The 21329-nt window shown below is 64.0% G+C and carries 25 protein-coding genes and 1 pseudogene; 19 read left to right on the top strand and 7 right to left on the bottom strand.

Annotation, left to right across the window (positions count from 1 at the left end):
* Nucleotides 1-151: 151 nt before the first annotated feature.
* Nucleotides 152-622: a hypothetical protein gene (locus WDN01_05780; protein ID MEJ0025520.1), complete on the top strand. Its 471-nt coding sequence runs from the start codon at nt 152-154 to the stop codon at nt 620-622.
* Between the two features lie 65 nt (nt 623-687).
* Here the strand turns inward: WDN01_05780 and WDN01_05775 are convergent, their stop codons facing one another.
* Nucleotides 688-1488 (bottom strand): enoyl-CoA hydratase-related protein, encoded by an 801-nt coding sequence (locus tag WDN01_05775; GenBank protein MEJ0025519.1) that lies wholly within the window; start codon nt 1486-1488, stop codon nt 688-690.
* A gap of 107 nt (nt 1489-1595) precedes the next feature.
* Here WDN01_05775 and WDN01_05770 point away from each other — a divergent pair, with 107 nt between their 5' ends.
* Nucleotides 1596-2195 (top strand): GYF domain-containing protein, encoded by a 600-nt coding sequence (locus WDN01_05770; GenBank protein MEJ0025518.1) that lies wholly within the window; start codon nt 1596-1598, stop codon nt 2193-2195.
* Nucleotides 2196-2198: 3 nt separating this feature from the next.
* Here WDN01_05770 and WDN01_05765 read toward each other — a convergent pair whose 3' ends face one another.
* Nucleotides 2199-2726 carry a gamma carbonic anhydrase family protein gene (locus WDN01_05765; GenBank protein ID MEJ0025517.1) on the bottom strand — a complete coding sequence of 176 codons (528 nt, stop codon included), beginning with the start codon at nt 2724-2726 and terminating at the stop codon, nt 2199-2201.
* 79 nt (nt 2727-2805) lie between these two features.
* Between WDN01_05765 and WDN01_05760 the strand changes: the two genes are divergently transcribed.
* The 9 genes from WDN01_05760 to WDN01_05720 all read left to right on the top strand — a co-directional run bounded on the left by WDN01_05760 (nt 2806) and on the right by WDN01_05720 (nt 9818).
* Nucleotides 2806-3723 (top strand): DUF6635 family protein, encoded by a 918-nt coding sequence (locus WDN01_05760; protein MEJ0025516.1) that lies wholly within the window; start codon nt 2806-2808, stop codon nt 3721-3723.
* A gap of 306 nt (nt 3724-4029) precedes the next feature.
* Nucleotides 4030-4770 (top strand): PhoH family protein, encoded by a 741-nt coding sequence (locus WDN01_05755; GenBank protein MEJ0025515.1) that lies wholly within the window; start codon nt 4030-4032, stop codon nt 4768-4770.
* A 251-nt stretch (nt 4771-5021) separates the two neighbouring features.
* Nucleotides 5022-5369, top strand: coding sequence for a metalloregulator ArsR/SmtB family transcription factor (locus WDN01_05750; protein MEJ0025514.1), 348 nt, complete (start codon nt 5022-5024; stop codon nt 5367-5369).
* A gap of 97 nt (nt 5370-5466) precedes the next feature.
* Nucleotides 5467-5802 (top strand): hypothetical protein, encoded by a 336-nt coding sequence (locus tag WDN01_05745; GenBank protein MEJ0025513.1) that lies wholly within the window; start codon nt 5467-5469, stop codon nt 5800-5802.
* A 29-nt stretch (nt 5803-5831) separates the two neighbouring features.
* Nucleotides 5832-6071, top strand: a complete 240-nt coding sequence (locus WDN01_05740) for an SRPBCC domain-containing protein (GenBank protein MEJ0025512.1) — start codon at nt 5832-5834, stop codon at nt 6069-6071.
* Nucleotides 6072-6105: 34 nt separating this feature from the next.
* Nucleotides 6106-6597 (top strand): SRPBCC domain-containing protein, encoded by a 492-nt coding sequence (locus WDN01_05735; GenBank protein ID MEJ0025511.1) that lies wholly within the window; start codon nt 6106-6108, stop codon nt 6595-6597.
* A gap of 20 nt (nt 6598-6617) precedes the next feature.
* On the top strand, nt 6618-7250 hold the full coding sequence (locus WDN01_05730) for a YceI family protein (protein MEJ0025510.1): 633 nt from the start codon (nt 6618-6620) through the stop codon (nt 7248-7250).
* A 4-nt stretch (nt 7251-7254) separates the two neighbouring features.
* Complete coding sequence (locus WDN01_05725) at nt 7255-7902, top strand: glutathione S-transferase family protein (GenBank protein MEJ0025509.1); 648 nt, start codon at nt 7255-7257, stop codon at nt 7900-7902.
* Between the two features lie 107 nt (nt 7903-8009).
* Entirely contained in the window at nt 8010-9818 is a 1809-nt protein-coding gene (locus WDN01_05720; GenBank protein ID MEJ0025508.1) for an NAD(P)/FAD-dependent oxidoreductase, read from the top strand.
* Nucleotides 9819-9845: 27 nt separating this feature from the next.
* Here WDN01_05720 and WDN01_05715 read toward each other — a convergent pair whose 3' ends face one another.
* Nucleotides 9846-10121 carry a hypothetical protein gene (locus WDN01_05715; protein MEJ0025507.1) on the bottom strand — a complete coding sequence of 92 codons (276 nt, stop codon included), beginning with the start codon at nt 10119-10121 and terminating at the stop codon, nt 9846-9848.
* A 273-nt stretch (nt 10122-10394) separates the two neighbouring features.
* Between WDN01_05715 and WDN01_05710 the strand changes: the two genes are divergently transcribed.
* A complete protein-coding gene (locus WDN01_05710) occupies nt 10395-11138 on the top strand; it encodes a hypothetical protein (GenBank protein ID MEJ0025506.1) in 744 nt (247 codons plus the stop codon).
* On the opposite strand, the gene WDN01_05705 is transcribed toward WDN01_05710, so the two are convergent.
* Nucleotides 11123-12346 (bottom strand): hypothetical protein, encoded by a 1224-nt coding sequence (locus WDN01_05705; GenBank protein MEJ0025505.1) that lies wholly within the window; start codon nt 12344-12346, stop codon nt 11123-11125. The two genes, WDN01_05710 and WDN01_05705, sit on opposite strands and share 16 nt — an antisense overlap.
* Nucleotides 12347-12460: 114 nt before the next feature.
* Here WDN01_05705 and recQ point away from each other — a divergent pair, with 114 nt between their 5' ends.
* Entirely contained in the window at nt 12461-14266 is a 1806-nt protein-coding gene (gene recQ / locus WDN01_05700) for a DNA helicase RecQ (GenBank protein MEJ0025504.1), read from the top strand.
* Between the two features lie 158 nt (nt 14267-14424).
* Here recQ and WDN01_05695 read toward each other — a convergent pair whose 3' ends face one another.
* Nucleotides 14425-14655: a DUF3126 family protein gene (locus tag WDN01_05695; protein MEJ0025503.1), complete on the bottom strand. Its 231-nt coding sequence runs from the start codon at nt 14653-14655 to the stop codon at nt 14425-14427.
* A 104-nt stretch (nt 14656-14759) separates the two neighbouring features.
* Between WDN01_05695 and WDN01_05690 the strand changes: the two genes are divergently transcribed.
* On the top strand, nt 14760-16016 hold the full coding sequence (locus tag WDN01_05690; protein ID MEJ0025502.1) for an FAD-binding oxidoreductase: 1257 nt from the start codon (nt 14760-14762) through the stop codon (nt 16014-16016).
* Nucleotides 16017-16116: 100 nt separating this feature from the next.
* On the opposite strand, the gene WDN01_05685 is transcribed toward WDN01_05690, so the two are convergent.
* On the bottom strand, nt 16117-16638 hold the full coding sequence (locus tag WDN01_05685) for a DUF2321 domain-containing protein (GenBank protein MEJ0025501.1): 522 nt from the start codon (nt 16636-16638) through the stop codon (nt 16117-16119).
* Nucleotides 16639-16750: 112 nt separating this feature from the next.
* On the opposite strand from WDN01_05685, the gene WDN01_05680 reads away from it, so the two are divergent.
* Complete coding sequence (locus WDN01_05680; GenBank protein ID MEJ0025500.1) at nt 16751-17401, top strand: hypothetical protein; 651 nt, start codon at nt 16751-16753, stop codon at nt 17399-17401.
* Between the two features lie 123 nt (nt 17402-17524).
* On the opposite strand, the pseudogene WDN01_05675 reads toward WDN01_05680, so the two are convergent.
* Nucleotides 17525-18523 (bottom strand): annotated as a pseudogene (locus WDN01_05675) (IS1595 family transposase).
* Nucleotides 18524-18617: 94 nt separating this feature from the next.
* On the opposite strand from WDN01_05675, the gene WDN01_05670 reads away from it, so the two are divergent.
* From WDN01_05670 to WDN01_05655, 4 genes are all read left to right on the top strand, one after another.
* Nucleotides 18618-18875, top strand: coding sequence for a DUF6471 domain-containing protein (locus WDN01_05670; protein ID MEJ0025499.1), 258 nt, complete (start codon nt 18618-18620; stop codon nt 18873-18875).
* An 18-nt stretch (nt 18876-18893) separates the two neighbouring features.
* Nucleotides 18894-19610, top strand: a complete 717-nt coding sequence (locus WDN01_05665) for a hypothetical protein (GenBank protein ID MEJ0025498.1) — start codon at nt 18894-18896, stop codon at nt 19608-19610.
* Between the two features lie 81 nt (nt 19611-19691).
* Entirely contained in the window at nt 19692-20465 is a 774-nt protein-coding gene (locus WDN01_05660) for a hypothetical protein (protein ID MEJ0025497.1), read from the top strand.
* 253 nt (nt 20466-20718) lie between these two features.
* On the top strand, nt 20719-21066 hold the full coding sequence (locus WDN01_05655; GenBank protein MEJ0025496.1) for a hypothetical protein: 348 nt from the start codon (nt 20719-20721) through the stop codon (nt 21064-21066).
* The last annotated feature ends 263 nt before the right edge of the window (nt 21067-21329 follow it).

The raw sequence follows: 21329 nt of genomic DNA, 5'->3' as shown, positions 1-21329 counted from the left end.
CGCCTATTGAAGGTTTTCCGGGTGGGCCTGTCCATACTGTCCTGATTCTGCCCCATTTTGTTCAGGCGGAGTTCATGGCCGGCAGGCATAAAGCGATTTCGACAACGGGTCGGTCCCGCAAGACCGCCCCCCAAAAAGGAGAGAGGACGATATGTTGAAGAAAACCGTATTGGCCGCAGGCGCGGCGTTGCTGGTGCTGAGCTTCGGCACAAGCGCCGCCTGGGCGGACGATTGCCACAGCGATCACACGGGCGGCACGGTGCTCGGCGCCATTGCGGGCGGCGTGCTCGGCGGCGTGGCGGGCCACGGCAACGGCCTGGCGATCGCCGGCGGCGCCATCTTCGGCGGTCTGGCGGGCAATGCGCTCAGCCGCGACATCGATTGCGACGACCGCGACTATGCCGGCCGCGCGTATGAGGACGCTTTCGACGGCGATATCGGCCGCCGCTATGAGTGGTCCGGCCGCCATGGCGGCCATGGCTATATCGTCGTAAACAACGAGTATCGCCGCAACGGCCGTCGCTGCCGCGACTTCACGCAGGTCGTGTGGCGTCACGGCGATCGCCTGGAGCGCAACGGCACGGTGTGCCGCCGCCATCACGAATGGCAATTCGTGGACTGAACGTTACCGTTCGATAATATTACGCGACCCCGCGCTTCGCCGGCGCGGGGTTTTCGTTTGCGCCGCTACTTGCCCTTCCATTGCGGCGCGCGCTTCTCGGCGAAGGCCTTGGGCCCCTCGCGCAGGTCCTCGCTCCGGTACATGGCCGCGATGGCGGGATAGCCGTTCTGGTTCTTGAGCGCGTCGGCGATGGAGGGCTCGTTCAAGCCGCGATAAACCGCCTGCTTGGACGCGCGCACCGACATCGGCGACAGCTCCATGATCTGTGCCGCCAGCGCCCGGGCGCGCGTCATCAGATCCGCCGCCGGCACGACCTCGTTGACGAAGCCGAGCTCCTTGCCTTCCGCCGCGCCGACGCGTCGCCCGGTCAGGATCATGCCGAGCGCCCGCTTGGTGCCGATCTCGCGCGGCAGGCGATGCAGCCCGCCGGCCAGCGCCGCCAGCCCGACGCGCGGCTCCGGCAGGGCGAACACCGCCGCGTCCGATGCCAGGATGATGTCGCAGGCGAGCGCGATCTCGAAGCCGCCGCCCATCGCGATGCCGTTGACCGCCGCGATCAGCGGCTTGTCGAGATCGAAGCGCGAGACGAGGCCGCCGAAGCCGCCGCGATGGTGCGGCAGAAGGTTGGCCGTGCTGCCGCCGCCCGCCGCCGTGACCTTGAGATCGTTTCCGGCCGAGAAGGCGCGCTCCCCCGCGCCGGTGACGATGGCTACCCATTGCTCGGGGTCGGCGGCGAAGGCGTCGAACACCGCGCCCAGCTCGGCATGGGCCGGGGCGTGCAGCGCGTTCATCACCTCCGGCCGGTTCAAGGTGACGATCGTCAGCCGCCCTTCCCGCTCGACCTTGCAGAATTCGTAGGTGCTCATGGCGCGGTTTCCCTGGTTTTTCGCCCAAGTGTCCCGTGCCCCCCGGGCGGCGGCAAGGCTTGCGTAACCATTTGAACGTAACTTTTCCGCAGCAACGGAAAGTTCTCATGTCGGACACCTGGACCATCAACGCGGCGGGCCAGCTCTATGGCCCCTATACCGAGCAGCAGCTCCAAACCTTCGTCGGAGAGGGCCGGCTGGCGGCGCATTCGCTCGTGGCGCCCACGGGCCACGACCAGTTCCGCGCCGCCGGCTCCTATCCCATGCTGGCGCGCCTGTTCGCGCCCGCCAACGCGCCCGCGCCCTCGGCGACGGGCAAGTTCGTGACCGCCAGCGGCGTCGAAAGCGAGGACGATACGATCTCGCCCACCTTCGGACGCAGCAATGACGAGCCGCGCAGCGGCGAGCGCGGCCGCTTCGTCGTCATGGCCGACATGAAGTCGCGGTCGATCTCCGGCCTCGAGGAAGAGATCATGAATATGGGCCCGGCCTATCCCCTGATGCCGCAGGCCTGGCTCCTGATCAGCGAGCAGCCGATCAACCAGATCCGCAACGCCCTGGTCCAGAAGCTCGGCAAGATGGACATGCTGTTCATCGTCGACGCGACGCACAACAAGGCGGCCTGGTTCAATTTCGGCCCCGAAGCCGACACCCGAATCCGCCGCGTGTGGACCGCGCAGCACGACGTGATCGCCAAGGCCGGATAGGCGTCACACCGACCGCAGGGCCGCGATGTAGCGCTGGTGATTGTAGACGTAACCGGCGGCGGCGATCTTCAGGCCCGTCAACTCTTCGTCGAGCAGCGCCCGCGCGCGGCGCGCCGGGGCACCCAGGATCATCGAGCCGTCCTCGAATTCCTTGCCTTCCGTCACCAGCGAATTGGCGCCGACCAGGCAGTTGTTTCCGATCCGCGTGCGGTTGAGCAGCGTCGAGCCCATGCCGATCAGCGTGCCGTCGCCGATGGTGGTCGAATGCAGGATCACGCGATGGCCGACGGTGCAGTTGGCGCCGACGGTCACGGGTTGGCCCGGATCGGTGTGGATCACCGAATTGTCCTGGATGTTGGAATTCTCGCCGATCACGATCCAGTCATTGTCGCCGCGCAGCACCGCACCCCACCAGACGCTGGCACCCTTCAGGAGCCGGACCCTGCCGATCAGAACCGCCGTGGGCGCGACCCAATAGTCGCCTTCGGGCGGAAGCACGGGGGTCGCATCGTCCAGGGCATAGATCGGCATGAACATCTCGTGACAGGTGGGCGCCGCCATTGTGGCAGGACAATTTTGCGAAGGCGAGGCTTCAAGGCATACTCGCGCCATGGCCCCTGCTTCGCGCCTGCCCGCCCTGGACCACGCGATCGCGCACAGCATCGTCGAGGATTCGATCCGCACCTATTTCCGCAAGCGGCGCAGCCGCGTGCCGGGCTTCGTGGAGCGCACCTTCTCGCTGAAGGGCGCGCTGGAGACCCATCGCCATGCCTTCGGTCACGATCTGTGGCGCGCGCCGCTGAACGCGGCGCTGGCCGGGCCGCAGCTCGGCCTCAACGCCGCGGCGTCCGTGCTCAAGATGGCGGGGCGGAAGGAAACGGCGGAACGCCTGCGCGCCCGCGAGCTGTTCTTCCGCACCACCGTGACGGTCGAGATCGAGCGGCGGCTGATCGTCGATCTCCTGGAACTTCCCTATACCGGTTTCGGCGAGCCGAGCTTCCACGACGCGCTGGCGGTCGAGATCCTGGGCGACAGCCGGCTCGACGGCGCCTTGGGCGCGCTCAACGGACCCTGGGGCGAAAAGCAGCGCCTGATGATGGACGCGAAGCTGGCGCAGCAGTTGGCGATCTATCTCAACGCCCGCGGCGCGGCCGGCGAAGTCGTCAGCGCCGGCGTGACGATGGCGGCCGGCGGCGCCTTCCTGCATCAGGCGACGCCGGGGTTCCTCACGCTCGGCCCGGCGCTGGCCCAGGCGCTGGGCGCCAAGATCGGCGGCGTCGCGGCGTTCACCGTGACCGGCGCCGTGCTGGCCGCGAGCGCCACGGCCGCGGCGTTTGCCGGCGTCGTCACCGATCCGATCCAGAGCGCGCTCGGCATCCATCACCTGCGCCTGATCGCGCTGCTCGACACGCTGGAAAGCGCCTTCCTCGGCGGCGATGCGCGGCTGGCGATTCCGGAACAATACGCGGCGCGGCTCATCGATCTCGTCGACGCGATCGTGTCGATCGCTGGACATATGCGGACGTAACCCGCGTCATGGCCGGCCTTGGGCAGGCCGCCCATATTCCAGTGCACCGTCCGTGCTTATGGGTTGCCGGGACAAGCCCGGCGATAACGAACGAATTTCAAAACGGAACAATCCACAGATTTCACATCGCCGTCGCACGAACGCTGCTACGCTTTTCTTGTCGGAGCGTGATTCGACATAGAGGGGGCCGGATTTAGTGCAGCTTTGCACTTCATTCCCGAAATACCCGGGCAACGTCGTCCGCCCTTCCACGCACGCCGACATCTCCATCAACCCCAGCATTCCGTTCCTGACCAGGGAGTCTCCATGGCCAAGCGTTCCGCGCGTTACAAAGCTCGCGACTTTCAGGAATCCGAAAACGTCCACCCCTTCCCTTCCCGCGGCGGCTGGAATCCGCGCGGCGAAGACGACGTCCGCGACCGCAAATACGTAAAGAACATCCGCGCGATGAGCGCGACGCAGCAGCTGCTGCTGGACGCCATCGAAGAGCGCTCCGTCGTTCTCGCGCTCGGACCGGCCGGCACCGGCAAGACCTATCTCGCCATCGCCAAAGCCGTCGAAGCGCTCGAAGCCGGGCGCTGCGGCCGCATCGTGTTGTCGCGTCCCGCGGTGGAGGCGGGCGAAAATCTCGGCTTCCTACCCGGCGACCTCAACGAGAAGCTCGCGCCCTATCTGCGCCCGCTCTACGACGCTTTGACCGAGCGGCTCGGCACCAAGCGCCTCAAGGCCCTGCTCGCTGACGGCGTGATCGAGATCGCGCCCGTCGCCTATATGCGCGGCCGCACGCTCAGCGATTGCTATGTCGTGATCGACGAGGCGCAGAACTGCACCTACACCCAGCTCAAGATGCTTTTGACGCGTCTGGGCTGGCGCTCGACCATGGTGCTGACCGGCGATCCCGACCAGACTGATCTGCTGAAGGGTATGTCGGGCCTGGGCGACATCGCCGACCGGCTGGAACGCGTGCCGGAGATCGCGGTCGTGCGCCTCTCCGACGCCGACATCGTGAGGCACCCACTGGTCGCGGGCATGCTGACGGTGCTGTAACGTATCTGTCATCCCCGGCGCCCATCGCGCGAAAGCGCGATGGGCGGTAAGGGGACCCAGGTGGCGCAAGCCGCGCGATCTCGCAGGTTCGTGCGATATTTCATCAAATCCGGTCGGCACCTTTCACGTTGCGCGGCCTGGGTCCCCGTCCCCTCGCATCGCTTCGCGATGCTCGGCCGGGATGACAGGTTGGGATTGACTCACGCCCTTCATTTAACTAATAAGCTAAATAGATAATCGGCAAAGCACGCATGGACGCCCTCTCCGCCACCTTCCAGGCCCTCGCCGATCCGACGCGGCGCGCTATCCTCGCCCAACTCGCCTCAGGCGAGCGTTCTGTCACCGAACTGGCGGCGCCGTTCGACATGAGCCTGCCGGGCATCTCCAAGCATCTGAAGGTGCTGGAGCATGCCGGCCTCATCAGCCGCAGCCGCGAGGCGCAATGGCGGCCCTGCAAGCTCGAACCGCAGGCGCTGATGCCCGTCGACACCTGGCTGGATGAATACCGCCGGCTCTGGAACCAGCGGCTCGACCGGCTCGAGGACTATCTCAAGGAAATTCAGGCGAAGGGGAAGAAACGTGGCCGCGCCCGGAAGTGAAACCCGCTTCCCTTCAGTCGCGGCCCGCGCACGAATTCGGCGCCGTCGAAGACGGCGCCTCAAAGCCTATCTCGCGCAGCAGCAATAGGAGGCCGCCATGCCGCAATTCCTTACGATCTACAGCCCCGCCAGTCCGTCGAGCGGCCCGCCGAGCCCCGAACACATGGCCGAGATGGGCAGGTTCATCGAACGCATGAAAGCCCGCGACGCGCTGGCGGCCATGGGCGCGACCGCGCCCGGCGCCTTCACGGTGCGGCTCGCCAAGGGCTCATATGCCGTGAACGATCTGCCGAAGACCGGCGAGCACGGCTTCGCCATCCTGAACGCGAGGGACAGGGCCGACGCCGAGCGGATGGTGAAGGAATTTCTCGCCGTGGCCGGCGACGGCGAGTCCGTCGTGCATCCGCTGATGGGCCAGCCGCCGCAATCCTGAAACACGAAAACGGTAGTGGGAAACCGACGATGGCCGATCTTGCCAAATATACGCTGACGCGCATTCTCGATGCGCCGCGCGAACTGGTCTTCGAGATGTGGACCGATCCGAAGCATTTCCGCCGCTGGTGGGGGCCCAAGGGCTCCGACAATGGCGAGACGCGTCTCGACCTGCGCGTCGGCGGCAATCTCATTCCGGCGCTCGACGGCATGGAAGAGGGCGTGAGCGGCAGCCTCGACCCCCTCGCCGATCTGCTGGCGACTTTGTGATCGCATCCAGGGATAAAAGGAGAACAATGACGTCATGACCACGCCCGTCTTTTCGCTCGACCGCAGCTTCGACGCGCCCCGCGCGCTCGTCTGGCAAGTCTATACCGAGATCGATCACCTCTCGCGCTGGTGGGGACCGAAGGGCTTCACCTGGATCAAGGGAACGCTCGATCTGAAACCGGGCGGTCTGTTCCACTACGGCATGCGTTCGCCGACGGGCCAGGAGATGTGGGGCAAGTTCGTCTATCGCGAGATCGTCGCGCCCGAACGGATATCGTTCGTCACGTCGTTTTCGGATGAGGACGCCAACACGGTCCGCTCGCCCTATTCGCCGATCTGGCCGCTCGAGGTCCTGAACACCGTCGTCTTCACAGAGCGCGGCGGCAAGACTACGTTGGCGATGACCGGCACGCCGATCAACGCGACGGACAAGGAGCAGGCATTCTTCGATTCCATGCTGCCGAGCATGGATCAGGGCTTCAAGGGCACGCTCGACCAGCTCGCCGATTACCTGGCGACGATCTAGCGGCGATAGAGGAGAAAAGGATGACGTTAAGAAAGTTTGCGCCGCTGCTGGGAGCGATCCTGGCCGCCTGCGTCATCTGCGGCGCCCACGCCGCGGATGCGCCCGCGCCGGGAACCATCCCGCACGGCACCGCCGACCTCGCAAAGGCCGGCGCGGGCACCTATACGCTCGATACCAAGCATGTCGGCGTCGTCGCGCGGGTCTCGCATCTCGGCTTCTCGATCAGCATCTTCCGCTTCGACAAGGCGACCGGAACGCTGGAATGGGATCCGGCGGCGGTCGCCAGATCGAAACTCACGGCGACGGTCGAGACCGGGTCGATCGCCACCAACGTCCCCGGCTTCGCGACGCAGCTCTCCGGCCACGACTATCTCGACGCGGCCGCTTTCCCGCAGGCCACTTTTGTCTCTACCGCCTTCCACCAGACCGACGCCACGCATGGCGAGGTCGAGGGCACGTTCACGCTCAAGGGCAAGACGGTGCCGCTTACCTTCGACGTGACGCTGATCGGTGCCGGACCCGGCTTCGAGGGCGGCGACGTCATCGGCATCCATGCCGAAGGCTGGATCGATCCCGTGCCGTTCAACATGGGCCCGTTCATCACCGCGCCTATCCAGCTCGTCATCGACACCGAGTTCGACCGCAAGGGCTGAGGCCATGGCGCTGCGGCTTCATTGTCATCCGCTGTCGTCCTTCTGCTGGAAGGTGCTGGTCGCGCTCTACGAGAACGGCACACCGTTCGAACCGGTGCTGGTCGATCTCGGCAAGGAGGCCGATCGCGACGCCTTCTACAAGCTCTGGCCCATCGGCAAATTCCCGGTGCTGGAAGACACGGCGCGCGAGTGGATGGTGCCGGAGTCCAGCATCATCATCGAATATCTCGACCAGCATCACGCAGGCCCCACGACGCTCGTTCCGGCCGATCGCGATGCGGCGCGGCAGATGCGCATGCGCGACCGTTTCTTCGATCTCTATATTCACGTCCCGATGCAGAAGATCGTCGGCGACCGGTTGCGGCCCGCGGGCCGGAAGGATGCGCTCGGCACGGAACAGGCACGCGCGCAGCTCCGTACGGCGCTGGCGCTGCTCGAGAGCGGCATCGGCGAGCGCTGGGTGATGGGCGAGGTCTTCACCATGGCCGATTGCGCCGCGGCGCCGGCCCTCTTCTATGCCGACAAGGTGATGCCGTTGGCCGGCGCCTTCCCCAGGACGGCCGCCTATCTGAAGCGTCTGAGCGAGCGCCCGTCCTTCGCGCGGGTGCTGAAGGAGGCCGAGCCCTATTTCGCGATGTTTCCGGCCGCGTAACGCCACGGAAGCGGCCCAAACCGTACCCGTTCTTCGAAGATTGCGCTGGCATTGCGCGTGGCTTTCGGCATACTGACAAAAAGTCAGAATATCGGGAGACACCGCACATGGCCTTCGAACCCCTCTCGGCGACCGACGATCTCGGCTTCGACCCCGACGCTCTGCGGCGGAAATATCGCGCCGAGCGCGACAAGCGCCTGCGCGCCGACGGCAACGAGCAATATGTCGAGATCAAAGGGGATTTCGCCCGCTATCTCGAAGACCCCTATGTCGCGCCGGTCGCGCGTGCGCCGCTGAGCGACGCGGTCGAGGTCGCGGTGATCGGCGGCGGCTTCGGCGGCCTGCTCGCGGGCGCCCGGCTGCGCGAGGCGGGGATCGACGACGTCCGCATCATCGAGAAGGGCGGCGATTTCAGCGGCACCTGGTACTGGAACCGCTATCCCGGCGCGGCCTGCGATATCGAGAGCTATGTCTACCTGCCGCTGCTCGAAGAGATGAACTACATCCCCGTCGAGAAATACACCCGCGCGCCGGAGATCCTGAAGCACTGCCGCGCCATCGGCGAGCATTTCGACCTTTATCGCGGCGCCCTGTTCCAGACCGAAGTCACCGAACTGCGCTGGGACGATGCGATCGGCCGCTGGATCGTCAAGACCAACAAGGGCGATGCCCTGAAGGCGCGCTTCGTGGTGATGGCGAACGGTCCGCTGCACCGCCCCAAGCTGCCGGGCATCCCGGGCGTCGAGAGCTACAAGGGCCATTCCTTCCACACCAGCCGCTGGGACTACGACTACACGGGCGGCGATTCGAACGGCAACCTGACGGGCCTGAAGGACAAGGTCGTCGGCATCATCGGCACCGGCGCCACCGCGGTGCAGTGCGTGCCCCATCTGGGCGCGGGCGCGAAGCAGCTCTACGTCTTCCAGCGCACCCCCTCCTCCATCGACGTGCGCAACAACCGCCCCACCGATCCGGAGTGGGCCGCTTCGCTGGCGCCAGGCTGGCAGCAGGCGCGGATGGACAATTTCAACGCCCTGGTCTCGGGCGTGCCGCAGAAGGAAGACCTCGTCAACGACGGCTGGACCGACATCATCGGCAACATGCTGGCGCTGATGCGCAAGCAGAGCGAGGCCGGCGCCGCGACGGATATCGCGACCACGATGCAGCTCGCCGACTTCAAGAAGATGGAGCAGATCCGCGCCCGCGCCGCAGAGACCGTGCGCGACAAGGCAACCGCCGAGGCGCTCAAGCCCTACTACAACCAGTTCTGCAAGCGGCCCTGCTTCCACGACGACTATCTGGAGACCTTCAACCGGCCCAACGTCACGCTGGTCGACACCGACGGCAAGGGCGTGGAGCGCATCACCGAAAGGGGCGTCGTCGCCAATGGCCGCGAATACGCGCTCGACTGCCTGATCTACGGCACCGGCTTCGAGGTCGGCACCGCCTATACGCGGCGCTCGGGCTACGAGCTCTACGGCCGCGGCGGCCAGACGCTGACGGGCAAGTGGAAGGACGGCGTCTCCACCTTCCACGGCTTCTTCGTGCGCGATTTCCCCAATTGCTTCGTGGTGAGCAACACCCAGTCGGGCTTCACGGCGAATTTCCCGCACATGCTGAACGAACAGTCCAAGCACATCGCCTATGTCATCAAGACCGCGACCGAGCGCCAGGCCAAGGTCGTCGAAGCCTCTGCCGAAGCAGAAGCTGCCTGGGTCGACACCATCATCAAATCCGCCCTGCAGCGCCAGCGCTTCCAGGAGGAGTGCACGCCCGGCTACTACAACAATGAAGGCAAGCCTTCGGTGCTGGCCGCCCGCAACGGCTCCTACGGCGCCGGGTCCATCGCGTTCATCGACCTTTTGAAGCAGTGGCGCGAAGACGGCGAATTGAAGGGGCTGGAGTTGAGCGCCTAAATCACCTCCCCTTATGGGGAGATTAAATCACACCGCCAGCCCGACCTGGATCACGATCATGCCGAGCGCGAAGCTCCAATAGGCGGAGATCGATGCGGCCAGCCAGAAGGCGAAGCTGGAACAATCCTTGGCGCGGAACGAGTTCGCCGCGTTCTCGAACAGCACGTTCGGGCCCGCGATAACCATGACAGCGACGTAACTCAGGCGCCCGCCCAGCGTCTCCGGCTTTTTGGCGATCATCCGGTAGAGGTTGGCAAGAATGCCCGAGGCGGTGAACCCCGCGAGCGTGGCGAACGCGACCAAAAGGATATCCCGATACAATCTCTGCCCCCGTGCTGTGCTGAACGTCACGGATGCAGGCGGCATACCTGCCGATTGGCGCGGATTTGCGCATCTTCTGTGCCATTACGATGCGTCCGACTGCGGAACAGGGGTTCCGGAACACGGATATGGCGCGGCATCTGCGCCACGCCGTGAACAAATTGGCGCGGCGTGACACAGGTCACAACGGATCGTTGCGCGCGCTATGTTAAGTATGGTCCGCGCGACTCGTTCGGGTCGGGCTTGGACTCGAAGATGACGTATTCCGATACCGACGGCACGATCCGCAAGCGCTCCGGCTGGCTGATTCCCCTGGGCGTTTTCCTGGTGACGGCGGCGCTGTCGGCGCTGGTGCTGCTCTATTATCTCGCCCCGACGGCGCCGAATTTCCTGGAGGAACAGGTCGCCCCGACATCGCGCGGCGATCTCATCGCCCTGCGGGTCCATGACCTGAAGCTCTGGGTTCCCGCGAACTACCTGCAGTTCGAGAGCGCCCGCCAGGGCGGCACGCGCAAGGATATCGCCCTGTTCGCGATCCTTCCCGACATGGCCGGCTGGTCGAACTGGGAGGCGTCCAATTTCAGTGCCAACACGCCGGATTCGCCGGTTGTCTTCCTCTTGATCCGCGAAGAGCAGTTGAACCTGACCGAGGCCGACAGGCTGTCGCGGGTCTACACCGCCTATCTCGCCAACCCGCGCGGTACGCCCGGCCCGTTCGGCCTCACCCAGTACACGTTCCGCGAGGACTCCGGCTACCGCAACCAGGACCTGTTCGTCGGCCAGACGCCGGCCGGCCTTGAATTGCTGCGCTGCGACCGGCTGTCGCCCGACGTGCCGAGCCCAAGCTGCCTGCGCGACATGCCGATCGCGCACGCCGTGGCGCTGTCCTATCGCTTCAAGCGCGAACACCTGGCACGCTGGCAGGAGATCGGCCAAGGCGTCGCGCGCCTGATCGAAAGCTTCGAGAAGCCGCCGGCCGAACCTCAGCCGCGCCCGTAGAGTTGGTTCAGGGAGCGGCGGCGCGGGATGAACCATTCCAGCGCGGCCGCGATGGCCGGCTGCACGATCACGGCTGCCCCGCCCGCCAGCAGGAAAGCCGCCGCCAGCACCGCGAAGGAGCCGTGCAGCGCGATCCAGGGCAGGAGCGAAGCCGCGGCGGCGGCCGCGCCGAAATAGGGCGATGCGCCGAGGTCCTCCAGCGCGCGCAACCGCGCCACGGTGGGTTCGTCGCCGGCCGCAAGAAATCGATGCCTCCCCGCGGCAAGCGCCAGCATCGGCAGATAGGCCGCGCCCGCCGCCGTCGCGATCGCGATAAGCGCCGGCGGCGGTAGGCGCCCAACGGTCAGACACCAGAGCCAAAGCACCAGCAGAACGAACACGGCAAGCGCCGCCGTCGCGGCGAGCGCCTCGCGCCAGTCCCGCCCCGCCGCGAAGGCGAGCAGGAAGACGCCCAGCGCCGATGCGCTCCAGAGCGCGGGCTTGGCGATCCATGCGCCGCGGACGAGAAACGGCTCGACGCCGAACCAGCCGAGCACGGCCAGCACCATCGCGATGCCCGCGATGCTCAAGGCCCAGCGCGATTGCACGACGCCGGTCGTCAGGCGCAGCAGGCGCTCGCGCCGCTCCCGCACCCGGTTCGCCGCCGTGAAGAAGCCTTCCGCGAACGGAAGAACCGACGCCCCGAACGTCGTGCCAAGGACGGCGAAGACGACACTCGCAAGAAGCACGCAGGCGGTGCGGAGCGTCAGTGCCGGGTCGCCGCGAAACAGCCATGCTGCCGATACGGTCGCCGCCGCGAGCGCGGCCAGCATCGCCGGCACGAACAGCCGCGCGAGCGAGAGCTTCGCAGCATCCCCGGCACCCTCGACAAGCACGCGGCGCACCGTTTCGCCGCCGGTGAGCGCCGCCGCGACGCCGCCCAGGCCATAGATCGCCAGCAAATCCGCTGTCGCCAGGCCCCGCGCCGACAGCGCCGCCGCGACCATACCCAGCAGGGGCGCCAGCGCCGCAATGACGGCCAATCCGGCGTGCCGGACGTGGACGTAGCCCACACATGCGACAATCGCGAAGGATGCCGTGCCGGCCAACAGCGCGGCGACCGGTGGGACAACGTCCCGAAGCCCGGCATATCCGCCCGCCGCCGCGCCCAGGACAAGCAGGGCCAGAATCGCCCACCGCATGCGGAACGCAAAGGTCAGGATCGCCAAGCTTGCTCCGTGCGGCGCGGTTCGCGATGCGGCATGGCGGCATGATCGCATTCGCGCACACCCCGCTCAAGCGCGCCGATTGCGCAGGCCCCGCGCCTCGGGCAGGTTCGCGCCATGAATTTCCACCCCGTCGATTCCAAGCGGCGAGTGCTGAAGGACGTGTTCGGCTACGAGGCGTTTCGCCCCGGGCAGGAAGCGGCGATGGACGCGCTCTTGGCCGGGCGCAATGTGCTGACCGTGATGCCGACCGGCTCGGGCAAGTCGCTGTGCTTCCAGGTGCCCGCGCTGGTCAGGGGCGGGCTGACGCTCGTCGTCTCGCCGCTCGTCGCGCTGATGCAGGACCAGGTCTCGGCGCTGCGCCTGGCCGGCGTCGCGGCGGATTCGATCAACTCGGCGCAGACCCGCGAGGCCAATGTGGCGGCGTGGCGCCGCGCCGCTTCGGGCGAGACCCGCCTGCTCTATCTGGCGCCCGAGCGGCTGATGACCGAGCGCATGCTGGAGGCGCTGGCGAAGCTCGACGTCCGCCTCATCGCCATCGACGAGGCGCATTGCATCTCGCAATGGGGCCCGGCCTTCCGTCCCGAATACGAGGCGCTGTCGCGGCTGCGCGAGATATTCCCGCGCGTGCCCATCGCGGCGCTGACCGCCACGGCCGACGACGCGACCCGCGCCGACGTCGTGGCCAAGCTGTTCGGCGGCGATGCCGAGCAGGTCGTGCTCGGTTTCGACCGGCCGAACATCCGCCTCACCCTCGAGCCCAAGCGCGACGGCACCGCGCAATTGCTGCGCTTCCTGGAACGCCATCGCGGCCACAGCGGCATCGTCTATTGCCTGTCGCGCAAGAAGACCGACGCGACCGCCGAGATGCTGAACAAGCACGGCATCCGCGCCCTCGCCTATCATGCCGGCATGGAGAAGGAGGCGCGCGAGGCGAACCAGAACCTGTTCATGACCGAGCCCGCCATCGTGATGGTCGCGACCATCGCCTTCGGCATGGGGATCGACAAATCCGACGTGCGCTTTGTGTTCCATGCCGACCTGCCCGGCAGCGTCGAGGCCTATTACCAGGAGATCGGCCGCGCCGGACGCGACGGCGGCGAGGCCGAGGCGCATATGCTGTTCGGGCTCGGCGACATCCGCCTGCGGCGGATGTTCATCGACCAGGAGGAAGCGGGCGAGGACCGCCGCCGCCGCGAGCATCAGCGGCTGAACGCGCTGATCGGCTATTGCGAGGCCACAGGCTGCCGCCGCCAGATCCTGCTGCATTATTTCGGCGAGACCGCCGAGCCCTGCGGCAATTGCGATATCTGCCGCGAGCCTGGCGCGATGATCGACGCGACGCCGCTGGCGCGGCTCGCGCTCGAAGCCGTGCGCCAGACCGGCGAACGGTACGGCGCGGTGCACATCGCCAATGTGCTGCGCGGCATGACGGGCGAGAAGGTCGCCGGCGCCGGCCACGACCGGCTTGCCGCCTTCGGCAGCGGCGCGGCGCAGACCCAGGCCGAATGGCAGACCATCCTGCGCCAGCTCGTGGCGGGCGGATTCCTGGCGCTCGACATCGCCGGCTATGGCGGGCTGACGCTGTCGGACAAGGGCCGCGCCCTGCTGCGCGGAATAGGGGCGTTTCACCACCGCCCGGCGCCGCCCCGCGCACCGACCAAGCGTTCGATCCGCGCCATCGCCGCGGCCCAATCGGACGATGCCGACGCGCCGCTTCTGGCTGCGCTGAAAGATCTGCGCCTGCGCCTCGCCAAACAGCGCCGCGTGCCCGCCTATGCGATCTTCCCCGACCGCACGCTGCAGGACATGGTCGAACGCCGTCCGCAAACCACCGCCGAGTTCGCCGAGATCAACGGCGTCGGCGCGAAGAAGCTGCAGGAGTTCGGAGAAGTGTTCTTGAAGGCGATACGGGAAGGATAACCACATCCCCCTTGTGGGGAAGTCGAAAAACATCGAGCGGCGCGTCATCCTTCGAGGCTCGCTTCGCTCTCACCTCAGGATGACGCGAATGAGAACGGGCGAGATATCGAATTCGTCATCCTGAGGTGGCCGCGTAGCGGCCCTCGAAGGATGACGGCTTACGTCCGGCTCGACGGCGCTTCCGGCAGATCCATTTCCAGGATCGCCATGTTGAAGGCATAGGAGGTCTCGCCGTCTTCCTCGTCCTTGAAGATCACGCCGATGAATTCGCCGGCCACCTGGACCTCGACCGAATCCGCCTGCTTGGGCCGCTCCACGATGGTGATCGTGTCGAGGCGGAACAGGTTGCGCAGATATTTCTCGAGGCGCCAGATTTCGCTGCGGGTCAACGGTGTCTCCGGAAGAAGAAGGGAAGGTCCAACTTGCACGCGTGCCGGGCCCGGTCAAGGCCCGAGCTTGACCTTGCGCCCCAGGCTCGCGCAAGGACGCAGCCATGAACGCGCAACCCCAGGGCTACTACGCCGCCAGCGCCGCGGTATCGCCGCCGCGGCCGCCGCTGGCGGGCGAGATCCGCGCCGATATCTGCGTCGTCGGCGGCGGCTACACAGGCCTGTCCGCGGCGCTCCATGCCGCGCAGGCCGGCGCCAGGGTCGTGCTCATCGAGGCCGAGACCATCGGTTTCGCGGCCTCGGGCCGCAATGGCGGCCAGATCCATCCCGGCCACCGCAAGGAGCAGACGGAACTCGGAGCCTGGCTCGGCGAAAGCCAGGCGCGCGATCTGTGGCGGCTGAGCGAGGAGGCGCGCGCGCTCGTGTTCGAACTGGCGCGCGAAGGCTGCGACCTGAAGCGCGGCCTCGTGATCGCCGCGCATAATGCGCGTGCCGCGCGGGATCTGTCCGAAGAGGCCGCGTATCTCGAAGCACGGTACGGCTATCACGAATTGCGCATGCTGGACGGTGGCGAGACCGCGGCGACGCTCGGCGCGACGGCCTATCCCGCCGCGCGGTTCGACGGCGGCGGCGGCCATCTTCATCCGCTGAAATTCGCGCGGCGGCTTGCGGCGCTTGCAGCGGCGGCCGGCGCCGTTCTGCATGAGGACAGCCCTGCCCTCGCCATCGGCCGCGACGACGGTGTGGTTGCGACCGCCTATGGCCGCATTCGCGCCGATCATATCGTGCTGGCCTGCGACGCCTTCGGCGGCGCGCTGGCGCCCGAACTCGCGCCCTATATTGCGCATGTCGAGAGCTTCCTCATCGCAACCGAGCCGCTCGGCGCGATAAACGCGAACGTCTTGCCCAGCGACGTCGCCGTCGCCGATACGCGGCATGTCCTCGACTATTACCGCAAGAGCGCCGACGGAAGGCTGATCTTCGCGGGGCGAGAAAGCTATTGGAGCCCGCCGTCGGACATCATGGCGCTGGTTCGGCCGCGCATGCTCAAGGTGTTTCCCGGCCTGGCGGATGTTGCCGTCGAATATGGCTGGCGCGGCACGGTCGGCATCACGCGCACGCGCATGCCGCATTTCGGACGCCTCGGATCGCGCGTCCTGTTCGGCCACGGTTATTCCGGTCATGGCGTCGCTCTGTCGGTCTTGGGCGGCAAGGCACTGGCGGAAGCGGCGCTCGGCCGGGCGGAGCGGTTCGACATCCTGGCGCGCGTGCCGCCGCGCAAATTCCCCGGCGGTCCGCTGCTGCGCAAGCCGATGGTCACGGCAGCGCTGACGCTGCTGAAGTGGGCGGATCTGTTTTGAGCCTGAGCCGGTGGGCAACGGCACCGATATTTTCACGCGGAGCCGCGGAGAACGCGGAGGTTCACGCCATTATGGCGCAAACACACCTTGGGCAAACACCCTAGCCGAGACCAAGCGCCTTCTTCGCGGCCTCCGACGCCACATCGGTGACGACCTTGATCGCAACCTCGTAAACCGGTTTGCCAAGTTTCTTGAGAATCCGCCCGAACTTCAGCGATGCCAGTTCAGTTTTCGGCGTGTCGTGCATGATGTCCGGAAGGGCCAACTCAGCCGCCTGAATGTCGGCGCTGTCTAAGCCGCCCTCGCGCAGTGCCTCTTTCAGATTCTCTATGGCTGCTTCTTGCCACGGATAGGGCGAGCCACACTTCGTGCAATATTTGGGAACGGGCGTATTCATGCCCACGGCAAATACGTTTTCCACATGGTATTCGCCTTGGATCGGTGTCCGGCACTTTTCGCATGCCATGATTGTGCGCATGCCGCAGCGCGAACAAAAATCTTCGCGGAATTCAGGCGATCCCAGCGCGTTGGCAGTAATGCGGTGGCCGTTCAAGCACACCTGCATCTGGTCGTGCCATGATCGCACTTCGCGACTGCCTCCAAGCATCCAGTCGTTGCTCATTAGAATACTCAGTCCGCGTCGCGATTCTTGCCCATTGTATCCGGTCGCCGACTCTTAACCAACTTTACTTGCCTAGATTTAACGTCTGGCGCTGCACTCTAAGCGTATGGCCGTGCCGCTAGTCGTCTCCATCCTATCGAAGAAATACGCAAAACTCCTCGGTGAATATGAATTCGCCGAGCGGCTAACCGAGGATGCCGTTGGCCTTGACGCAATCATTGAGGCGACCAACCGCTGCGATCTTCGTAAGAAGGACCTCGATGAAAAGCTTTCGGCCATCGAAACGGTGATTTGGCTTTTCGATCCCGATTGGGACCCGGCGAAAGTCAGGCCGACTTACCCACGCAAGCAGCATGTAACAAAGGGGGCGATCAGTCGGACTGTCTATGCGATACTTCGCGACGCGACGGTTCCGCTTTCTCGACGGGAACTGGCTCGCATGGTGGCGGCACGGCTGAGAATTGAACCGCCAGACGAACGAGAGATTTCACGAATCGAAAGTGACATACACCTGACGCTAAAGGGTCGGGAAGGGCGAACTGCTCAAGTCGTCAGCTATAAACCGATGCGGTGGGTCGCGATTCCAAAAGAACAAGCTAGGGCGGGAAGAAATCGTCAATCCAAACCGAACGCAAAAATCGGCATCGTGCTACCGAACCCCGCAGCGCGGATGCGCTTGAAGCGTCCACCTAACGCTCCGCAGGCTCCTTCGGAAACGGGACAATCTCAGCCATCGTCCGACCTCCCATACGCTTCTCGATGAGCATACGAGTAACGACTTCGATTCTTTTTCCGATAATGGTTGGTACGCCATCGACATAACCCACGAAGACGCAACCCTGTGGTTTGATCTCGTACCGCTGCTTGCCGCGCTTGAACTCGATAATCATGCGGGCACCGGCTTCGGCAAATGGCGTTGCCAGTATCCGCCCCACTTCGCTGACTTGGGCTGGCCCGCGCTCGCCTTCATCAGCATGGCGAACTGCGTGCCGTTATCGATACGGCGATGATCCTCGCGCCACGCGAATTCATCAGCGTAGCCCTGCAAATGCCGACCTGAGATACGGCAGTGAATGCCGCGCTCCGCACGCCGGATACGCGAGTGAAAGCCTTCAACCCAATTGGTATGAATTCCGTCGATCATGTAAGCGACGGAGTGATTGACAGCTTTCCAGTCCGTAAAATACGCGGGGAAAATCTGCCAAGACGCGCCCTCGTCCGTGCGAACCTTGGCCGCTTTATCAACGTGCGCGAGGATGACCGGCAGTGCGTCAGCTTCGTTCTTGCACACAAACGAAATTGTGCGCCCACCGGGACGCCGTTCTCGCATGTTCACAATTGTTTGGCGCTTCAGCGTGTTCTTGCGCCGATCCCGCCGGTCCTTCTTCTGATTGGCCTTCGTTATGTGTCCGCCAACCACGATACCGTCGATCTCGACAATGCCGGTGAGCTTGTGCGGAGTCTGGAGCGCGCCAAACACCTCCCGCAGCTTGTGCGCGAGGACGAAAGCCGTCTTTTAGGAGACGCAAAGATCGCGGCTGAGGCGGAGCGCGGCATGACCGTTTACGCCATTCACAAACACCGCAATCGCCATCAGGAGATCGCGATAGGCCATCTTGCGACCGTGGAAGATCGTACCGGTCGTTAGCGAGAATTGCTTCCCACAGCCCTTGCACTTGAAAATGTGGCGGCACTCGAACTCATAGACCCCGAGAGAGCCGCACAGAGAGCAGAATGGCTCGCCGTCATTCTGAGCGAACCGCACGCTCCGGAACCGTTTGTAGGCGTCGTCATCCGACATCCGGGCGACCTCCATCAGACTCAGGGTCCGGGCCTTGGCCGAGAGAAGAAAATGCTGAGATCGTGCCCGCCTGCGCTTTTGCATCGTAGATGATGCTATAGCACGAAACATGAACGTATATCAAACAAAAGCAGCATCTATGATGAATTATGCACCATAGATAGGCTTAAGGTTAACGATGCCAAAGCAAATCGAGATCGATAAAGAGGTGGCGAGCGAGGCTCACGATTGGGCGCGCCGGATCATCCGCGTCGAGATGGCGAAGCGCGATCTCAGCTATGGGGAGCTTGCGGAGTTACTAGATAAAGCGGGCGTCCATGAGAATGAGCGCAACCTCCGGAACAAGGTAGCGCGGGGTGAGTTCTCGGCGGCGTTCCTGTTGATGTGTTTGAAGGTGATGGGCTGTGCTTCACTTGATCTGCGTGACCTGGCCTAGCAGGCGGCACAAATCCTGATGCAAAAGCCTGATCCATTCGTCGATGCAAAGGCGCTGCTGACGAGGGCGCAGGCTCATGTCGCTGAATACAATCGAACCACGCAGTCGGTTTGGAAGGTTCATTACTCAGGCCCTCACTACCGATTATGCATCGACCGAGAAGTACTGAACGGGCTAAAGCCCATTGTCTCTGATGTTGCAAACAATCTTGTCCACGCGCATGACCAAGCTCTGGCGGCTTGCTTGAAACTGAATGGCGGTGCGCAGAAGCCGAACCTCTATTACCCGTTCTGCGAGGATGACGGTGAGTTTGCCACACGCATGCTGGCGATTGGTGTTCGCGTCGGTCCCGCATTCAGCGGCGTCATCGCGGACGCCAGAAAAAAGCACAAGATGTGGCTGTCACACATTATCCTCGTGAAGCAGCTTTCCAATAGTGCGAAGCACTGGAGCTTGTCGCCGACGACATCGAGCGCATGCGGGGTTGCCTACTTCAAACCCGACAAGAGCCAAAGCGTCGTCGAGATTCCCGGCGACCATTTCACCAAGAACGATGAATTCACATTTCAGGCGGTTGACGCCGATCCGGCACAACCCGTGCTGACGCTGATTCAGTTCAGGATCGAAGGCATCGCAACGAAGGCGAATTGCGATCCGACGACGATTTTCTCGTCAACGTCGGCACATTTGCGGGATGTCGTCGAGAATGCTGAGAAGCTCTTGGGGTCGCCTTAAGAGAACATTAGTCGGCATCAGGGCATTTTACGAAGCAGCTTCGGCGCATGGGGCCAAGCCGAATCCTGCGAGAGCGCCGACATGGACATCGATCTCGAAGATTGCCTATTGGACGCGCTCGGGAAAGCCGAGCGGGCCGAAATGGACATCGCGAACTTCGATAAGGCGGTCAATGCCTTCCTCAAACTCAAACCGTTCTCGATGGAAGCCGAGAAACAACCTCATGCGGCCCATCAGCAGGTAAATCTCGTGGTCCGCAGAAATCCAATCCGGGCTTACGAAGAAACTGACGCTGCTCTCCGCACCCTCAGTGCCGACGCCAAGTCCATCATGGTCGGACTGTGGGGCGTTCTCGATGACATCGTGCAGCGCATCGCACTTCCCGGTGAGGGGCGTGCTGCGTTCCCCGCGTCTTTTGGTAAGGGACCACAGGAACCGGCTCGTTTCCAACGAGAAATAGCGAGATTTCCCGAGGACGTTGGTGAACTTATCCGCTCGCTTGATCCGCACGGCGGAAGGGATGGCGAGCCATTCTGGATTCTCAGAAGCGTTGCCGGAGGGCACATGAAGCAGATTCTCGAAGTAGCGCCCGTTCCCAGCGAACACCTTGTGGCCCGGCTCAAGGCACGGCGCGGAGTTCGCATCGGTAGCATGCACTGGCACCCGACTAATCAGTGCCTCGTATTGCTCGTTGCTCCCCACAATCTCGAACTGAATGATGACTTCAAAGCCATCCCGCTCAACGTAGTGTTTCGGGGGATCAAGGTTCGCGCAGGTAAGACGGCTACGCAAACGCTCGCGGAAGCGCGCGAGCTTGTCGTTGAGTTCATTAGGAGCATTTCGAGCGTCCTGTGACGATTCGGCACCGATCTCTCGTATGCCGGATAGATGCGTCATTGGCGCATCGACTGCGTCAGCCAACTGAATCTCCGTATTGGTGTTTGAGATGCGAGATGCGCGCCGCGCGATTCATCGCATGAAAATCACTATCACACCTATCGGAAAAGTCAAGAATTTGGCGCACTAGCGTACACGCAATGACCTTAGATGAATCAACGCACATGCCTCTGGTGGCTGGCATTTCTGATAGGCTCGGGACGTTATGCGAATGGGCGGGACGGAAATGATCGATATAATATTGCCCGCGTTACTTCTGAACTTCGCCGCCGTCACAGGCACGATGGTCCGTCGAGCGGGCTATGAGAACATATCCCAAGTGTCGCAGATTTTGAGCGTGCCTCTGATCTTAGGCGGTATCCTCGCCGGTTTTGCTGCTATTTACGCATCGGTAGCGGCCGAAGGCTGGCTCACTGGCTTGGCGATTTGGTTTGTGTCGGGTCTCATTCTAGCTGCTGTTGCGAGCGCGATTAGAACGCGCTGGGACGGGATACTGTCGATCTTGGCGAGCGTGAGCTTGCTGGCCGGAGCGTATTTGTTCTTCATCCGCTTCGTTTAGCCTGATCAAATTGGGACGCTTGAGATGCGTTGTGGTGTGCTTCCTTCAGACGAGGAGTTCTTTCAGGACCTCCTCAAATCTCGCCTGCAAGCGGTCTCCGTTTCGTTTGATCCGAATGTAATATTCCATGACGGATCGAAGCCGGAGGTCGCACACTGCCACGACAATGCCGATAAATATGTCTCGGACAATCCGGATTGCGATTCAGTTCGGGGCTGGCTGTTACAGGAACATGACCAATTCTGGATGTGGAAGATCGTGGC

The sequence above is a fragment of the Rhizomicrobium sp. genome (assembly GCA_037200985.1).
In the GTDB taxonomy this organism is placed as follows: domain Bacteria; phylum Pseudomonadota; class Alphaproteobacteria; order Micropepsales; family Micropepsaceae; genus Rhizomicrobium.
The sequence above is the reverse complement of the archived record's forward strand: the minus strand, read 5'-3'. Positions and strand labels throughout refer to the sequence as shown.

Bases quoted from the DNA above. Each gene is read 5' to 3' on its own strand.
- WDN01_05720 (MEJ0025508.1), top strand. From the start codon at position 8,010: ATGGCCTTCGAACCCCTCTCGGCGACCGACGATCTCGGCTTCGACCCC.
- WDN01_05735 (MEJ0025511.1), top strand. From the start codon at position 6,106: ATGACCACGCCCGTCTTTTCGCTCGACCGCAGCTTCGACGCGCCCCGC.
- WDN01_05670 (MEJ0025499.1), top strand. From the start codon at position 18,618: ATGCCAAAGCAAATCGAGATCGATAAAGAGGTGGCGAGCGAGGCTCAC.
- WDN01_05665 (MEJ0025498.1), top strand. From the start codon at position 18,894: ATGCAAAAGCCTGATCCATTCGTCGATGCAAAGGCGCTGCTGACGAGG.
- WDN01_05745 (MEJ0025513.1), top strand. From the start codon at position 5,467: ATGCCGCAATTCCTTACGATCTACAGCCCCGCCAGTCCGTCGAGCGGC.
- WDN01_05755 (MEJ0025515.1), top strand. From the start codon at position 4,030: ATGGCCAAGCGTTCCGCGCGTTACAAAGCTCGCGACTTTCAGGAATCC.
- WDN01_05685 (MEJ0025501.1), bottom strand. From the start codon at position 16,638: ATGAGCAACGACTGGATGCTTGGAGGCAGTCGCGAAGTGCGATCATGG.
- WDN01_05775 (MEJ0025519.1), bottom strand. From the start codon at position 1,488: ATGAGCACCTACGAATTCTGCAAGGTCGAGCGGGAAGGGCGGCTGACG.
- WDN01_05760 (MEJ0025516.1), top strand. From the start codon at position 2,806: ATGGCCCCTGCTTCGCGCCTGCCCGCCCTGGACCACGCGATCGCGCAC.
- WDN01_05740 (MEJ0025512.1), top strand. From the start codon at position 5,832: ATGGCCGATCTTGCCAAATATACGCTGACGCGCATTCTCGATGCGCCG.
- WDN01_05660 (MEJ0025497.1), top strand. From the start codon at position 19,692: ATGGACATCGATCTCGAAGATTGCCTATTGGACGCGCTCGGGAAAGCC.
- WDN01_05690 (MEJ0025502.1), top strand. From the start codon at position 14,760: ATGAACGCGCAACCCCAGGGCTACTACGCCGCCAGCGCCGCGGTATCG.
- recQ (MEJ0025504.1), top strand. From the start codon at position 12,461: ATGAATTTCCACCCCGTCGATTCCAAGCGGCGAGTGCTGAAGGACGTG.
- WDN01_05780 (MEJ0025520.1), top strand. From the start codon at position 152: ATGTTGAAGAAAACCGTATTGGCCGCAGGCGCGGCGTTGCTGGTGCTG.
- WDN01_05765 (MEJ0025517.1), bottom strand. From the start codon at position 2,726: ATGCCGATCTATGCCCTGGACGATGCGACCCCCGTGCTTCCGCCCGAA.
- WDN01_05725 (MEJ0025509.1), top strand. From the start codon at position 7,255: ATGGCGCTGCGGCTTCATTGTCATCCGCTGTCGTCCTTCTGCTGGAAG.
- WDN01_05655 (MEJ0025496.1), top strand. From the start codon at position 20,719: ATGGGCGGGACGGAAATGATCGATATAATATTGCCCGCGTTACTTCTG.
- WDN01_05710 (MEJ0025506.1), top strand. From the start codon at position 10,395: ATGACGTATTCCGATACCGACGGCACGATCCGCAAGCGCTCCGGCTGG.
- WDN01_05770 (MEJ0025518.1), top strand. From the start codon at position 1,596: ATGTCGGACACCTGGACCATCAACGCGGCGGGCCAGCTCTATGGCCCC.
- WDN01_05730 (MEJ0025510.1), top strand. From the start codon at position 6,618: ATGACGTTAAGAAAGTTTGCGCCGCTGCTGGGAGCGATCCTGGCCGCC.
- WDN01_05750 (MEJ0025514.1), top strand. From the start codon at position 5,022: ATGGACGCCCTCTCCGCCACCTTCCAGGCCCTCGCCGATCCGACGCGG.